Origin of the sequence: Mycobacterium bourgelatii (genome assembly GCF_010723575.1) — a bacterium.
In the GTDB taxonomy this organism is placed as follows: Bacteria; Actinomycetota; Actinomycetes; order Mycobacteriales; family Mycobacteriaceae; genus Mycobacterium; species Mycobacterium bourgelatii.
Genome location: NZ_BLKZ01000001.1, coordinates 3088200 through 3102611, shown reverse-complemented (window position 1 = coordinate 3102611; position 14412 = coordinate 3088200). Strand labels below are relative to the sequence as shown.

Here is a 14412-nt window from a genome sequence, read left to right as displayed (position 1 = left end):
TGTGCCAGTGACGAAAGTGTTGTCGGTCAACGTGGCTGCCGGCCGGTCGAATCCCGATCCGCGCGCCAAGTCGAAGCTGACCGGCATCGACAAGGTCCCGGTAACCGAGCCCGTCCTGGTGCGCGCCCCCGGGTCCATGCGCGGGGGCCTGGGCAGCGGGCTCGTCGGCGACACGATTGGTAACCGGAAACTGCACGGCGGCGACGACCAGGCGGTCTACGCATACGCGCGGGAAGATCTCGATGCGTGGGAAGCTCGCCTGCAGCGCACCCTCACCAACGGAATGTTCGGCGAAAACCTGACCACCGTCGGCATCGATGTGACGAACGCGCGCATCGGAGAGCGCTGGCGCGTCGGCACCGACGGACTATTGCTGGAAGTCTCCGCCCCCAGGACCCCGTGCCGGACGTTCGCGGCGTTCCTGGATCTGAGTCACTGGATCAAGACCTTCACCCAGGCCGAAGAACCCGGTGCCTACCTTCGCGTCATCTCGCCAGGTACGCTCCGCGCCGGCGACGCGATCACCGTCGAGTACCGCCCGGACCATGACGTGACCAGTCGGCTGGCTTTTCGCGCCCGGATGACGCAACCGGACTTGCTGCCCGAGTTGCTCGTCGCCGACGCGCTCTCCGCCGAACTCCAGGCCTACGCGCGCCGTCGGCTCACAACGAAGTAAGAATGCCGCCCGCCGACCGCCGGTAGAATCGCCACGATGTCTGTCGAAGCCTTGGAAACTGCCCCACCGCCGCTGCGCCTGGAACGGTACCGGCTTTATGTCGACATCGCCGTCGTCGTGGCGGTGCTGGTGTTGACCAACCTGGTGGCGCACTTCACCACCCCGTGGGCGAACATCGCCACCGTTCCTGCGGCCGCCGTGGGTCTGGTGATTTTGCTCCGCTACCGCGGTCTGGACTGGGCCGAACTGGGCTTGGGCCGGGAACACTGGAAAGCCGGGGTGGGCTATGCCCTGGCCGCCGTGGGTGTCGTGATGTCGGTGATCGCGATCGGGGTACTCCTGCCGATCACCCGCCCGATGTTCCTCAACAACCACTACGCCACGGTGTCGGGCGCGCTGATCGCCTCGATGGTGATCATCCCGCTGCAGACCGTCATCCCCGAAGAGTTGGCGTTTCGTGGAGTGCTTCATGGCGCGCTGGAGCGCGCCTGGGGATTTCGCGGCGTCGCGATGGCGGGCTCGCTCTTGTTCGGCCTCTGGCACATCGCGACGTCGTTGGGCCTGACGAGCAACAACATCGGCTTCACCCGGCTGTTCGGTGGCGGCGTCGTGGGAATGATCTCGGGAGTGGCGCTGGCCGTGGTGGCCACCGGTGCCGCGGGGTTCATCTTCAGCTGGCTGCGCCGCCGCAGTGGCAGCATCATCGCCCCGATCGCCCTGCACTGGTCGCTGAATGGAATGGGCGCGCTGGCCGCCGCGCTGGTGTGGCAGCTGTCGACCTGAGCCTTACACCAGCAGTACCGCGGCCCCGGCGACCCGGCCGGAACTGAGATCGGTCAGCGCGCGATCGGCTTCCGCCAGCGGATATTCCGGCGTGGTGACTTCTACGTGGTGCTCGGCAACGAAGTCGAGAAAGGCGCGCGCGTCTGCCCGGGTGTTCGACGTGACCGACCGAACCTGGCGCTCCTGGAAGAGGTGCCGCTGGTAGTTGAGCGTCGGTATGTCGGTGAGATGAATCCCTGCGATCGACAGAGTGCCGCCGCGGTCGAGGGCTTCGAGCGCGGGCAACACGAGATCGCCGACCGGGGCGAACAGGATCGCGGCGTCCAACGGCACCGGCGGCGGGTCGGTGGCCCCTTGCGCCGACGCCGCGCCGAGCTGCAGCGCCAACTCCCGGGCCCGGGCTCCGCGCGTCATGACGTGCACCTCCGCGCCCTGCGCCAGTGCGACCTGGGCGGTCAGGTGGGCACTGCCGCCGAATCCATATATGCCTAACCGACCGCCGGGGGGTAACTCGGCGCGCAGCAGGGAGCGGTAACCGATGATCCCCGCGCACAACAGCGGAGCCAACTCGCTGTCGGTGTAGCCGCTGGGCAGACGATGTGCGAAAGCCGCAGGGACCGTGGCGAACTCGGCGTATCCGCCGTCGGCGTCCCAGCCGGTATAGCGGGACTCCGGGCACAGGTTCTCGTCGCCCCGACGGCAGTACTTGCATACCCCGCAGGTGTGGCGAAGCCAGGCGATGCCGACGCGGTCGCCGACGTTGAACTCGCCGTTCACGTCGGCGCCCACCTCGAGGACTTCGCCGACCACCTCATGCCCAGGAATCACTCGCGCCCGGTGCACGGGGAGGTCGCCCTCGGTCACGTGCAGGTCGGTGCGGCAAACGCCGCAGGCGCGCACGGCGACCAATAGCTCGGACGGCTCAGGCTGTGGAACCTCGACGGTGACGCGCTCCAGCGGGTGGGTGTGTACCGGTCCCGGCTGGCGCACCTGCCACGCCGTCATCGTCGTGGGAATCGCCTCACCGGCCATCACCACATAATGCCGCGATGACCGGTGAGGGATCTACAGGATTAGGCCTTTCGCACCTTGCCGACGATCCACAGCAGGATCACCGAGCCCAGGATCGCGGTGAACAAGGTGAACCACCAACCGCCCGACGCGGTGTCGACGAAGAAGCTGAGCAAAAAGCCGCCGATCAACGCACCGACGATCCCGATCACGATGTTCATCACCAGGCCGGATCCGCCGCCCTTGACGATCTTGCCGGCGATCCAGCCCGCGATCGCACCGATGATGATGTACCCGATCCATCCGACGCTGGTCAACGTAGTTGAGCGGGCGAGGAATTCGGTAGCTGCCATGACGTACACCGGTGTCTCCTTACAAATCACTGGCAAAGCCCAGCCCAAATAAGCCAGGCCGTGATTTTGGTATACGCCCGTTGGGTAACGAATTGGGTGACGAATTGGCGGCGTTAGCGAATGACCGTCACCACCAACGTGTCAGGCCGGTTGGGTCCCCTGTGGCACCTGCGCCGGGGCGGGGGCTACTCCCCCGGCCGGAGCCTGGCCCGGGACCGGAGCGGGTGCCGGCGCGGCCGGCGCGCCCGGCTCAGCTGGTGCGACCTGGCCCGGTGCTGGCGCCTGGCCCGGTGCTGGCGCCGGTGCCGGTGCTGGGGCCGGCGCCGGTGGGGGTACCTGCCCGGGCACCGGCTCACCCGGCGCCGGCGCGGCCGCCGGAGGCGCCCAGGGACGGATCGACTCGGCCAGAATCTTGGCCGCGTTCTTGTCGATCGGGTTGTTGGCCGTCCCGAGCCACACCACAAACCAGCGCTGCGGAGGCTGGCCGTTCGGAGTGTCCGGAGAGCCGATGACACCGGTCCAGATCTGGCCGTTTGGCTTTGACGGGTCGCTGAACTTGACCTCGTAGTACGACGCGCTGCCGGTCAACCCGTTCGCGTTGAGCGGGACCGTTTCCTGGTTGACCCGGGTGCCGGGATAGGGCATGAAGAACTCACCCATGTCCGAGCCCAACCGGACTGCTGCCTTCGGGTTGGTGGATTCGGCGCTGGCGTACAGCTTGGCGTCCAACCGGCCGAGCACGATGCGCGTGTCGTTGGCGACGGGCGCCGGCTGTCCGGGCGCCGGCGGTTCGCCCAGCGACTTGCTGAGCAGCGCCGACCCGTAGTCCAGGTGCGATGCGTCCGACTCGACCCAACCCGGGGGTAGCACGAAGCTGAACCCGCCGACGGGGTTGTCAATGCGCCCGAGGTTGGGATCGACGGGCGGTGGTGCATTCGGGTCGGCCGGCGGCGGTACCGCATTCGGATCAGCCGGCGGAGCGGGGGGCGCAGGGTTGCCGGGCGCCGGTGGGGCCGGATTGTTCGCGGGCGCCGGGGCCGGCGCTGCCGGCGCTCCTGGTGCGGGTGGTGCTGGCGCTGCTGGTGCGGGTGATGCCGGATTGGGCGGCGGCACCGGCTCCGGGTCCGCGCTGGACGTCGCCGGCAACGCGATGGTGACGGCACTGGCACTGCTCACCGCGGCCAGGGCCAGCGTTGCCCAGAAGCCCTTGCGGCGCGTCGCTTCGTACCGTGTTGAAGTCGAGTCCACCTCATGCATGGCGACGAACCTACCGTGTTACAGCCGTGAAGCAAGGAAGCCCTGCCTGAACTTAGGGCGAGTTTTTCAGCGCGGCGCCGGATGCAGTGTCACTTCGTGCGCCTTGACGCTCAACCAGACGTTGGTCCCGGGCGTCAGCCGTAGCTCTGTCGCGGCGTCCACCGTCACCGTCGCCGCAACGCCCGGCGCGCCGCCGGGCTGTTCCGGGCCGCGAATCCGGACGTCGGGACCGCGGGAATCCAGCTCGGCGATCGTCACCTCGACCGTGTTGCGCGGGCTCCCGTGCGGTCTTTCGCGATAGACCGCCACCGCGGCCGGCGCAAACACCGCGACCGCGCGTTGGCCGGGCGTGAGCTCGTGGGTCGTGGTCCCGTGCCAAGCCTGCCCATCCTCGGTTCGCAGTGTGCCGTCCGGACCTATTGTTCCGCTGACGAGGTTGACACCCGCGATGCGGGCGCCGAAATGACTGCGCGGAGCGGCGAGCACGTCGGCCGCCGCGCCGATCTCGACGATTTTCCCGGATTCCATCACCATGACCCGATCGGCCAGGGCGAACACATCCAGCAGATCGTGCGTGATCAGCACCGCCGCGCAGCCGCTCTTGGTGACAACGCCGCGCAGCACGCCGCGGATGCCCGCGGCCGCCGCCACGTCCAACCCGGTCAGCGGCTCGTCCAGCAGCAACACCTCGGGTTCGGCCGCTAACGCTCGCGCGATGGCGACCCGTTGGGCCTGACCGCCGGAAAGCTGCCGCGGCTTACGCTCGGCCAACTGGTCCGCATTCATCTCGCGCAGCCAGCGCAGTGCCGTGGCCTTGTTCGCGGCGCGGCTGGAGCGCAACTCGCGGAACGGCTTTCGGCGGCTGCGTGGCCCGAAGGCGACGTTGGCGGCCGCGGTCAGGTGCGGAAACAGCAGCGGGTTCTGTAACAGCAGCCCGACGCGGCGGTCGTGTGTCGGGACGTGTACGCCGGTCGCGGTGTCAGTCAGTGTTCGGTCATCCAGCCGCACCATGCCCGTGTCGGGACGGACCAAGCCGGCGATGACATGCAGGGCCGTCGACTTGCCTGCGCCGTTGGGTCCGAGGACGGCGAGCACCTCGCCCGGCGACACCGAGAACTCCACATCGACGTTTCGGTCTGCGACGACCGCGCGCAGCTGCAACTCCCCCATGGCCGACTACCTCGTGTCGCTTCCGGTCAGCCTGCGGGCACCCAGCCCGAGCACCACCACCGCCGCTACCACGACGAGCAGCAGTGACAACGCCACCGCCGCGTTCGGGTCGTTGACCCGTTGCACGTAGATCTCCAGCGGAAGGGTCTGGGTCACCCCCTTCCGAGAGCCTGCGAACGTCAACGTGGCACCGAATTCGCCCAGGGAGCGGGCGAAGGCAAGCACCGCGCCGGAGATCAACCCGGGCAACAACAGACGCAGCGTGACCCGCCACCAGATCGTGCTGGGACGGGCCCCGAGGGTGGCGGCCACTACCTCGTAGTCGGCTCCCGCGGTGCGGGCGGCTCCCTCGAGTGAGATCACCAGGAAGGGTAACGACACGAATGTCTGGGCCAACACGACGGCCGTCGTGCTGAAGGCGATGGTGAAACCGGCGGCTTCCAAGTACTGCCCGACCAATCCGAACCGCCCGAACGCGTAGAGCAGCGCGATGCCGCCGACCACCGGCGGAAGCACGAGAGGCAACAGGATCAGCGGGCGCAGCAGCCGAATTGTCCGAGCCCGGCTGCGCGCCAAGACCAGGGCCATGGGCACACCGAGCACGATGCACAGCGCGGTGCTCGCGGACGCCGTTTGAACGCTGAGCAGCAGCGCCGCCTTCGAATCGTCACTGGTGATCAGTGACCAGAAATGCGGCCAATCGACCTTGACCGCGATCGCGACCAGCGGCAGCGCCACGAAGACCAACCCGACCAAGGCCGGCAGGTAAACCCAGCGGGGCAGATCGGTAGGCCGGTGCACGGACGGGGCGTCAGGGCTTGCCGAAGCCGAACTGGTCCAGGATCTGCCGGCCTGTCTCGTTGGTGACGGTGGTCAGGAACCTGTGCGCCAACTCGGCTTCGGGCGCGTTCTTCAGCACTGCGATGGGATAGACATTCACGGCGTCGGCCGCTTCGGGGAACTTCACCGTCGTCACCTTGTCGCCGGCGCTGAGCGCGTCGGTCACGTAGACCAGCCCCGCGTCGGCCTGACCGGTCGTGACCTTGTTCAGCACGTCGATCACGCTGTGTTCCTCGCTCACCGGGTTGAGGTGGACGCCGGTGGCGGCCTCGATGCGCCGGGTGGCCGATCCGCATGGCACCTTCGGCTGGCACACCACCACGGTCAGCCCCGGCTGCGCGAGATCGGCGAACGAACCGACCGGCTTGGGGATTCCCGGCGCAGTGACGATGACGAGCGTGTTGGAGGCGAACTTGGTCGGATCGTCGGCGAGCAACCCGGCCTTCGCGACGGTGTCCATCTGGGCGGTGTCGGCCGAGGCGAAGACGTCCGCGGTCGCGCCTTGGGTCAGTTGAGTCGCCAGCTCAGACGAGCCCGCGAAGCTGAACTCGACGCTGACGCCGGGATTGTCCGTCTGAAACAGGTCGCCGATTTTGGTGAACGCGGCCTTAAGGGAAGCGGCCGCGAACACCACGATGTGATGGCCCCCGGCCGGGGGATCCGAATCGCATGCGGCCACGGCCGCTAGCAGGCTTGCGGCCAGCACATTCGCTAGGAAACGGGTTCCGTGCCCCGTGCGACGCATGGGTAGAACTTAGCCCGATGGCGATGTCGTGGTCTGCAAAGCGGCTGTCTACTTGCCGTCGCGCCCATTACCGCGCGGGTCAACACATGCCAGTCGAATAGTTACGGAAATCATCCGCGCGTCGCGGTGCACGGAGTTTCGTTGTCTAGCTACTGTCCAGTAACATGTACCGGGAGTCGACGCCCATTCCACGTACGCAGTGGTGAACGCCGGTCTGGGTTCAACGTTGAAATCGAGGAGGTCATGGCCATGGAGGTGCTGGTCACCGGTGCGGACACCGATCTGGGCCGCACAGTAGCCGAAGGCTTCCGCGACGCCGGTCACAAGGTGACCCTCGTGGGTGCACGTCGTGGCGATCTCGAGATCGTCGCCAAAGAACTCGACGCGGACGCGATCGTCTGCGACACCACCGACCCTGCCAGCCTCAAAGAGGTCCGTGGTCTGTTTCCCCACCACCTAGACACCATCGTCCATGTGCCGGCCCCGGTGTGGGACGCCGGCGATCCGCGCACCCATTCCCTTGCCGACACCGCCAAGGCTTGGCGCCAAGCGCTGGACACCACGCTGCTGTCGGCGGTGCTGACCGTGCAGAGCGTCGGTGACCACTTGCGCTCCGGCGGGTCGATCATCACCGTGGTGCCGGAGAATCCGGCCCCGGGCAGCGCAGACGCCGCCGTCAAGGCCGCCCTGTCCAACTGGATCAGCGGGCAGGCCGAGGTTTACGGCACCCGCGGCATCACCGTCAACGCGGTCGCTTGCGGGCGCAGTGCACAGCCCGGGTACGAAGGCCTTTCCCGCACACCGGCTTCCGTCGCGGCGGAGATCGCGCGCCTGTCGTTGTTCCTCACCACTTCCGCGGCTCGCCACATCACCGGGCAGACGATGCACGTCAGTCACGGCGCGCTGGCCCAGTTCGCCTGATCCGCTAGCGCAGTCACGGGATAGCAAGCTGTAGGGGCCACCGTTACGGTGGATCCGTGGCTATCAAGCTCGGATTCCAGATTCCCAAGTTCTCCTACGGAACCGGCGTGGAAAAGATGTTCCCGTCGGTGGTCGCTCAGGCGAAAGAGGCCGAAGAGGCCGGGTACGACGCGCTTTTCGTGATGGACCACTTCTACCAACTGCCGATGCTGGGACCGCCGGAAGACCCGATGCTCGAGGCGTACACCGCCCTCGGCGCGCTCGCGACCGCGACCGAGCGGCTGCAGTTGGGCACGTTGGTGACCGGCAACACCTACCGCAACCCGGCGCTGCTCGCCAAGGTCGTCACCACCCTGGATGTGGTCAGCGCCGGTCGCGCGATCCTGGGCATCGGGGCCGGGTGGTACGAACTCGAACACCGCCAATTGGGTTTCGAATTCGGGACTTTCACCGACCGGTTCAACCGGCTCGAGGAGGCGTTGCAGATCTTGCAGCCCATGATCCGGGGCGAGCGCGTCACCTTCTCCGGTGACTGGTACACCACCGAATCGGCCATGGCCGAGCCGCGCTACCGCGACCACATCCCCATCTTGATCGGCGGCGGCGGCGAGAAGAAGACGTTCGCCATCGCGGCTCGCTGCGCCGACCATCTCAATATCGTTGCGGCGCTGGACGAACTGCCGCGAAAGGTGGATGCGTTGGCCGCCCGGCTCGACGAGGCCGGTCGGGAGCGCTCGACGCTGGAGACCAGCCTGATGCTGACGGTGATGATCGACGAAAAGCTCAATCCGGACCACCTGCCCGAGCGGGTGAGCGGCCGAATGGTGGCCGGCAGTCCCGAACGCGTGGCCGACCAGGTCAAAGCGAAGATCATCGACGCCGGCGTGGACGGCGTGATCCTGAACCTGTCGCCGCACGGCTTCGTTCCCGGGCTCATCACAACTGCCGCCGAGGCGCTGCGACCGGTACTAGCGGCGTAGATCACACCTGCTCACCAGGGAAAACGCTGTGGGTGTGGCTGAATACACACGCTGTCAGCTGGGTTTGGCCGATTGTGTTGACTAGCGTTGTAGCTAACAACAGTTCCGCTTCAAGGAGACCTCGTCAGGAGCAGCCGACCCATGAACCCGCAGCCAGAAAGCACAGCTGAACCGCGTCGTCGGCATCAGGTTGTCATTATCGGCTCGGGCTTTGGCGGGCTGAACGCGGCAAAGAAACTCAAGCGGGCCGACGTTGACATCAAGTTGATCGCCCGCACCACACATCACCTGTTCCAGCCGCTGCTGTACCAGGTAGCGACCGGCATCATCTCCGAAGGCGAGATTGCCCCGCCGACCCGCGTCGTGCTGCGCAAGCAACGCAACGTTCAGGTCCTGCTGGGCAACGTCACCCACATCAATCTGGCCAATAAGACCGTCGTGTCGGAACTGCTTGGCCACACCTACGAAACTCCCTACGACACACTGATTGTCGCCGCCGGCGCCGGGCAGTCCTACTTCGGCAACGACCATTTCGCCGAGTTCGCGCCGGGCATGAAGTCCATTGACGACGCGCTGGAACTGCGGGGCCGCATCCTGAGCGCATTCGAGCAGGCCGAAAGGTCCAGCGATCCCGAACGGCGAGCCAAACTGTTGACCTTCACAGTGGTCGGAGCCGGCCCCACCGGCGTCGAAATGGCCGGGCAGATAGCGGAATTGGCCGAACACACCTTGAAGGGCGCATTCCGGCACATCGACTCGACCAAGGCGCGGGTGATCCTGCTCGACGCTGCTCCCGCCGTGCTGCCGCCGATGGGTGAGAAGCTCGGCGAGCGCGCTGCCGCACGGCTGAAGAAGCTCGGCGTGGAGATCCAGCTGAACGCGATGGTGGTTGACGTGGACCGCAACGGCCTCACCGTCAAAGACCCGGACGGCACCATCCGTCGCATCGAATCGGCCTGCAAGGTCTGGTCCGCGGGGGTCCAGGCCAGCCGGCTGGGCCGGGACCTGGCCGAGCAGTGCGACGTCGAACTCGACCGCGCGGGTCGGGTCCGGGTGCTGCCCGACCTGTCGCTACCGGGTCATCCGAACGTCTATGTGGTCGGCGACATGGCTGCCGTCGACGGTGTGCCGGGCGTGGCGCAGGGAGCCATCCAAGGTGCCAAGTACGTGGCCAACAACATCAAGGCCGAACTTGCCGGCGCTGACCCGGCCGAACGCGAGCCGTTCCAGTACTTCGACAAGGGCTCGATGGCCACCGTGTCGCGGTTCTCTGCCGTCGCCAAGATCGGTCCGCTGGAATTCAGCGGATTCATCGCCTGGCTGATCTGGCTGGTGCTGCACCTGGTCTACCTGATCGGGTTCAAGACGAAGATCACCACGCTGCTGTCGTGGACCGTCACCTTCCTGAGCACCAGGCGCGGGCAGCTGACCATCACCGACCAGCAGGCATTCGCACGAACGCGACTAGAACAGCTGGCCGAACTGGCGGCCGAGGCACGCGGCCAGGCCGCTGTCGAGAAAGTGGCCAGTTAGCCGGATCGCGGCTCGAGGTTCTGCAGCCTGACCTGCCCCCGCGCGACCAACCTGTCGTTGTCGTTGGTGATCGTGACCAACCAGAGCTGTTGGCGTCGACCCCGGTGTATCGGCTCGGCCTTGCCGTAGATCGTGCCGGACCGAACGGACCGTAAGAAGTCGGTGTTGTTGTTGACGCCGACCACGTCACCCGCACCGTAGGTCGCGTTGTACCAGGTAAAGGCGGCCACACTGGCCATGCTTTCCACCATCGAGCAGTAGACCCCGCCGTGCAGCAGGCCCATCGGTTGATGCAGTTGCGGCTTGACCTCGATTTGCGCGCGGGCCAAATCCGGGCTCAGCTCGGTGAACTGCAGGCCAACTAGCGAATCGAAGGACGCAACGTATGCCGGGTCGATCGGCTGGGGGAACTCGGGCGGCTGTGACACGCCCTTGTGTCTACACCAATCGAGTAGGGGGCCGGGTTGACCGGCCCCCTCTCACACCACCGGACGTGCGGGCCTCGCATCCGGCGGTTCGCTAGGTCGTGTGGAATCTGGCCCAGGCGTGGTGAAACGTGATGAGGCCCTGCCGGTCCCAGTATCGGTTGGGCAGTGCCCGCGTCAGGACGGGTGAGCCCGCGATTCGCCAGTAGCCGCGGCTGCTCATGCCCCATTGCCAGGCCAGGTCGGCCCGGATCCCGAGTGCACGCAGGTTCGCGACCTTGGTGCGGACGCGTTTCCATTCCTTCCAGCGGATTTGGCGCAGTCGACGGCGGAACCACTCATCCAGATCCCGGAACTTGCGGGGTGTGTCCGCTAGGCGGAAGTACCCCATCCAGCCCCGGACGTATTGGTTCAGCCGCATGATGCGGTACTCCATGGCCACACTCCACCGCCGCGACGTCAACGACCGGATGCGGGCTTTGGCCCGCTGCCACGCCTTGGGCGCGACCCGGATCTTGACCCCGGAGGTAGTGAAGAAGAACCCGAACCCCAGCAACACAGCTGTCGTCGCCGGGGCGATCGAGGACTTGGCCTGGTTCACCCTCAACTTCAACCGCTGCTCCAGCAGCCGAGTGCCCTGTTCGAGCACCCGCTCGGCCGCCCGCTTCGATTTCACAAAGACCCGGATATCGTCGGCGTAGCGGACAAACCGGTGCCCACGCGCCCAGAACTCCTGATCGAAATCGTCGAGCATGATGTTCGACAACAGCGGCGATAACGGCGACCCCTGTGGGTCCCCTGGCTCACCGCCTGCCGCACCCCATCGGCCATGATCCCCGCCTCCAAATAGCGGCGGATCAGCTTCAGCAACCGTTTGTCGTTCACTTTCCGCGCAACCCGGGCCATCAGCACGTCGTGGTTGACCCGATCGAAGAACGCATCCAGGTCCACCTCGACCACCCACCGATACCCCTGCTCGATCACCAACCTGGCGACCTTCACAGCGTCGTGGGCGCTTTTGCCCGGCCGGAACCCATACGAGACCGGCACAAACCCCGGATCAAAGACCGGGGTCAGCACTGCGCGATCGCCTGCTGGATCAACCGATCCAGCACCGTCGGCACCCCCAACTTCCGTTGCCCGCCATCAGGTTTGGGAATCATCACCTGACGCACCGGCATCGGACGGTACGTGCCCGCATCCAACGCCTCCCGCACTCCGGCCCAGTTGTCCCGGCACCAGTTACGCAACTCCTGCGCGCTGACACCATCGACACCGGCCGCACCGCGATTGCGTTCGACACGTCCCAACGCGACAGCCAGATTCGCGGGCGCGAACACCTGCTCCCACAAATCCTGGCCACCCCTGACACCCTCGGCAGCACCCGCCGAGACACCGCTACGCACAGACAAGGGCACTTCCGGATTCACCAGTCCCTCCACATCATCTGCCCCACCGCCGGTGGGTTGGCTGCGATCACCGCGACATCCACGAGAAGCACCACTTCGAAACATCAATTCCCAACGTTCAGCCCTTCCCGGCACATCTGATTCCCGCCGGTACTACGGCCTCTGCTGACTTCTGCCCCGTCAGCGCCGCCCTCACGAACGACGCCGCTCCGGCGCACAGCACCGACGCACCAGGACAGATCTCCCCAGATAAGAACATCCACTTTCACCCTGCCGCCGCCGCATTTACACACCGGCCGCTTCGGTGGAACGGGCTTCACCATCTGTTGCTGGCTCACCCCAACCGGCATGCCTTCTATACGGTTCGTGTCCCTCGGTGCAGGGCTTCGTCTCCGGCTTCCTTCCCACCCCACCTCACGGTGACGCAGTTGCCATCGACTCGGAGTTAAACCACCTTCTCCTCCAGAGGACTCACACCTCCTAGCGAATGCCCATGCTGGGCGTACAACAGGCGAGCCCCGTGCACACTGCACGGGGCTCGCCGATCGAGTAGACCGGGGGTCACTGCAGCCCTCAGGACGCTCCGGCGGTCATGTTCGCTCGACCGAGTTCAGCATAGGCAAGGCTGCCCTAATTTAGCAAGGGTCTTGAGGGTAGGGTTATCTCGTGTCACGCCTGGCGGCACAGGGGGAACCTTGCTATGACGACCGTCACAAGGCCGCCTCGCAACGCTCTTACCTGCATTTCGGGGAACTGGGACGCGCTTGCTTACGACAGTAAGTAGTAAGCGGGAGTACGCTGGACTCAATGCTATTGAGCAGATGGAGTTGAAAGAGCTATGGCCAAACTGACGCGCCTGGGGGATCTGGAACGCGCCGTGATGGACCACCTGTGGTCCACCCCGGAACCTCAGACCGTCCGCCAGGTACACGAAGCGTTGTCGGCGCAACGCGACCTCGCATACACGACCGTGATGACCGTCCTGCAACGGTTGGCCAAGAAGAACCTGGTCTCCCAGATCCGGGACGACCGCGCCCACCGCTACGCCCCCGTGCATGGGCGCGACGAACTCGTTGCCGGCCTGATGGTCGACGCGCTGGCGCAGGCCGAGGACCCCGGCGGTAGGCAGGCCGCCTTGGTGCATTTTGTCGAGCGAGTTGGCGCCGACGAGGCTGATGCGCTAAGACGAGCACTTGCTGAACTAGAAGCAACCAACCGCAATTCATCATCTGCTGGACCTCCAGCGGAGGACTAAGGGAGACTAAGCAGCGTGTCCGCGCTGGCCTTCACCATCCTCGCGGTGCTGCTGGCCGGTCCGGCTCCGGCCTTGTTAGCACGAGCGACGTGGCCGTTGCGCGCGCCGCGGGCCGCGATGGTGCTGTGGCAGGCCATCGCCTTGGCCGCCGCCCTCTCGACATTCAGTGCCGGTATCGCACTGGCCAGTCGGCTGCTGATGCCCGGCCCGGACGGGCACCACACGGCCGGAATCGTCGGTGACGCGGGACGGCTCGGCTGGCCCCTATGGGTCGCTTACATCGCGGTCTTCGCGCTCACGGTGCTGGTGGGTGTCCGACTCGCGGTGGCGCTGGTGCGGGTCGCCATTGCCACGCGGCGGCGGCGCGCCCATCACCGCATGGTGGTCGACCTCGTCGGCGTCGGGCACGAAGTGCCCCTCCTTCATCCCTGCTGCAACAGCCGTGACCTGCGGGTCCTGGAGGTGCCGCAACCTCTTGCCTATTGTCTGCCCGGCGTACGTAGCCGGGTGGTGGTCAGCGAAGGCACGCTGACGACGCTGTCCGATGCCGAGGTTACGGCCATCCTCACCCACGAGCGCGCGCACCTGCGCGCCCGCCACGACCTCGTCTTGGAGGCTTTCACCGCACTGCATGCCGCCTTCCCTCGCCTGGTACGCAGCGCCAATGCGCTGGGCGCGGTGCAGCTCCTCGTGGAACTCCTGGCCGACGACGCCGCCGTCCGCGCGACCGGGCGCACTCCACTGGCCCGCGCCCTGGTCGCCTGCGCGTCCGGTCGAGCGCCCTCGGGCGCCCTGGCCGCGGGCGGAACCAGCACGGTGCTGCGGGTGCGGCGGCTGTCCGGCAAGGGCAACAGCCTGCTGCTGTCGGTAATGGCGTATCTGGCCGCGGCCGCGGTACTGGTAGTGCCCACGATCGCGTTGGCCGTACCGTGGCTGACGGAACTGCAGCGGCTGTTCAGCCTCTGATCGGGAAGCAACTCCGTTGGAGCGCGCTCACGCCCTGTGCCACAGTGTTCTCGTTGTCCCCGTAGATCCCGTCAACCCCGCTGTTGAA

17 protein-coding genes are annotated in these 14412 nt (G+C 66.4%); 7 read left to right on the top strand and 10 right to left on the bottom strand.

Annotated elements, in window-relative coordinates; all coding sequences use genetic code 11:
• The first annotated feature begins 16 nt into the window (after nt 1-16).
• Both G6N68_RS13455 and G6N68_RS13450 read left to right on the top strand, forming a co-directional pair.
• Nucleotides 17-676, top strand: a complete 660-nt coding sequence (locus G6N68_RS13455; RefSeq protein ID WP_163718552.1) for an MOSC domain-containing protein — start codon at nt 17-19, stop codon at nt 674-676.
• 36 nt (nt 677-712) lie between these two features.
• Nucleotides 713-1459 (top strand): CPBP family intramembrane glutamic endopeptidase, encoded by a 747-nt coding sequence (locus tag G6N68_RS13450; protein WP_163712832.1) that lies wholly within the window; start codon nt 713-715, stop codon nt 1457-1459.
• 3 nt (nt 1460-1462) lie between these two features.
• Here G6N68_RS13450 and G6N68_RS13445 read toward each other — a convergent pair whose 3' ends face one another.
• The 6 genes from G6N68_RS13445 to modA all read right to left on the bottom strand — a co-directional run bounded on the left by G6N68_RS13445 (nt 1463) and on the right by modA (nt 6835).
• A complete protein-coding gene (locus G6N68_RS13445; RefSeq protein ID WP_205351328.1) occupies nt 1463-2491 on the bottom strand; it encodes a zinc-binding alcohol dehydrogenase family protein in 1029 nt (342 codons plus the stop codon).
• A 41-nt stretch (nt 2492-2532) separates the two neighbouring features.
• Nucleotides 2533-2832 (bottom strand): GlsB/YeaQ/YmgE family stress response membrane protein, encoded by a 300-nt coding sequence (locus G6N68_RS13440; protein WP_163712830.1) that lies wholly within the window; start codon nt 2830-2832, stop codon nt 2533-2535.
• Nucleotides 2833-2964: 132 nt separating this feature from the next.
• Complete coding sequence (locus G6N68_RS13435; RefSeq protein ID WP_163712826.1) at nt 2965-4080, bottom strand: alanine and proline-rich secreted protein Apa; 1116 nt, start codon at nt 4078-4080, stop codon at nt 2965-2967.
• A 66-nt stretch (nt 4081-4146) separates the two neighbouring features.
• On the bottom strand, nt 4147-5250 hold the full coding sequence (locus G6N68_RS13430) for a sulfate/molybdate ABC transporter ATP-binding protein (RefSeq protein ID WP_163712822.1): 1104 nt from the start codon (nt 5248-5250) through the stop codon (nt 4147-4149).
• A 6-nt stretch (nt 5251-5256) separates the two neighbouring features.
• A complete protein-coding gene (locus G6N68_RS13425; RefSeq protein WP_163712820.1) occupies nt 5257-6051 on the bottom strand; it encodes an ABC transporter permease in 795 nt (264 codons plus the stop codon).
• 10 nt (nt 6052-6061) lie between these two features.
• Complete coding sequence (modA, locus tag G6N68_RS13420) at nt 6062-6835, bottom strand: molybdate ABC transporter substrate-binding protein (RefSeq protein WP_163712817.1); 774 nt, start codon at nt 6833-6835, stop codon at nt 6062-6064.
• A 243-nt stretch (nt 6836-7078) separates the two neighbouring features.
• On the opposite strand from modA, the gene G6N68_RS13415 reads away from it, so the two are divergent.
• From G6N68_RS13415 to G6N68_RS13405, 3 genes are all read left to right on the top strand, one after another.
• Nucleotides 7079-7756, top strand: coding sequence for an SDR family oxidoreductase (locus G6N68_RS13415; protein ID WP_163712814.1), 678 nt, complete (start codon nt 7079-7081; stop codon nt 7754-7756).
• A gap of 56 nt (nt 7757-7812) precedes the next feature.
• A complete protein-coding gene (locus tag G6N68_RS13410) occupies nt 7813-8736 on the top strand; it encodes an LLM class F420-dependent oxidoreductase (RefSeq protein WP_163712813.1) in 924 nt (307 codons plus the stop codon).
• Nucleotides 8737-8877: 141 nt separating this feature from the next.
• Complete coding sequence (locus G6N68_RS13405; protein ID WP_163712810.1) at nt 8878-10269, top strand: NAD(P)/FAD-dependent oxidoreductase; 1392 nt, start codon at nt 8878-8880, stop codon at nt 10267-10269.
• Here G6N68_RS13405 and G6N68_RS13400 read toward each other — a convergent pair.
• The 4 genes from G6N68_RS13400 to G6N68_RS30150 form a co-directional block, all read right to left on the bottom strand.
• Nucleotides 10266-10697 carry a PaaI family thioesterase gene (locus tag G6N68_RS13400; RefSeq protein WP_163712807.1) on the bottom strand — a complete coding sequence of 144 codons (432 nt, stop codon included), beginning with the start codon at nt 10695-10697 and terminating at the stop codon, nt 10266-10268. The two genes, G6N68_RS13405 and G6N68_RS13400, sit on opposite strands and share 4 nt — an antisense overlap.
• Before the next feature lie 91 nt (nt 10698-10788).
• The gene (locus G6N68_RS31500; RefSeq protein ID WP_275899973.1) at nt 10789-11448 is read right to left on the bottom strand and encodes a group II intron maturase-specific domain-containing protein; all 660 of its coding nucleotides are present in this window, start codon (nt 11446-11448) and stop codon (nt 10789-10791) included.
• The gene (locus G6N68_RS30155; protein ID WP_205351326.1) at nt 11367-11774 is read right to left on the bottom strand and encodes a reverse transcriptase domain-containing protein; all 408 of its coding nucleotides are present in this window, start codon (nt 11772-11774) and stop codon (nt 11367-11369) included. Before G6N68_RS30155 ends, G6N68_RS31500 begins: the two co-directional genes overlap by 82 nt.
• Nucleotides 11768-12124: a reverse transcriptase family protein gene (locus G6N68_RS30150; protein WP_205351325.1), complete on the bottom strand. Its 357-nt coding sequence runs from the start codon at nt 12122-12124 to the stop codon at nt 11768-11770. Before G6N68_RS30150 ends, G6N68_RS30155 begins: the two co-directional genes overlap by 7 nt.
• Before the next feature lie 817 nt (nt 12125-12941).
• Between G6N68_RS30150 and G6N68_RS13390 the strand changes: the two genes are divergently transcribed.
• Nucleotides 12942-13358, top strand: a complete 417-nt coding sequence (locus G6N68_RS13390) for a BlaI/MecI/CopY family transcriptional regulator (protein WP_069418385.1) — start codon at nt 12942-12944, stop codon at nt 13356-13358.
• A gap of 15 nt (nt 13359-13373) precedes the next feature.
• Nucleotides 13374-14324 (top strand): M56 family metallopeptidase, encoded by a 951-nt coding sequence (locus G6N68_RS13385; RefSeq protein WP_163712805.1) that lies wholly within the window; start codon nt 13374-13376, stop codon nt 14322-14324.
• Nucleotides 14325-14412 lie beyond the last annotated feature (88 nt).

Bases quoted from the DNA above. Each gene is read 5' to 3' on its own strand.
- G6N68_RS13450 (WP_163712832.1), top strand. From the start codon at position 713: ATGTCTGTCGAAGCCTTGGAAACTGCCCCACCGCCGCTGCGCCTGGAA.
- G6N68_RS13445 (WP_205351328.1), bottom strand. From the start codon at position 2,491: ATGGCCGGTGAGGCGATTCCCACGACGATGACGGCGTGGCAGGTGCGC.
- G6N68_RS13435 (WP_163712826.1), bottom strand. From the start codon at position 4,080: ATGCATGAGGTGGACTCGACTTCAACACGGTACGAAGCGACGCGCCGC.
- G6N68_RS13430 (WP_163712822.1), bottom strand. From the start codon at position 5,250: ATGGGGGAGTTGCAGCTGCGCGCGGTCGTCGCAGACCGAAACGTCGAT.
- modA (WP_163712817.1), bottom strand. From the start codon at position 6,835: ATGCGTCGCACGGGGCACGGAACCCGTTTCCTAGCGAATGTGCTGGCC.
- G6N68_RS13415 (WP_163712814.1), top strand. From the start codon at position 7,079: ATGGCCATGGAGGTGCTGGTCACCGGTGCGGACACCGATCTGGGCCGC.
- G6N68_RS13405 (WP_163712810.1), top strand. From the start codon at position 8,878: ATGAACCCGCAGCCAGAAAGCACAGCTGAACCGCGTCGTCGGCATCAG.
- G6N68_RS31500 (WP_275899973.1), bottom strand. From the start codon at position 11,448: ATGCTCGACGATTTCGATCAGGAGTTCTGGGCGCGTGGGCACCGGTTT.
- G6N68_RS13390 (WP_069418385.1), top strand. From the start codon at position 12,942: ATGGCCAAACTGACGCGCCTGGGGGATCTGGAACGCGCCGTGATGGAC.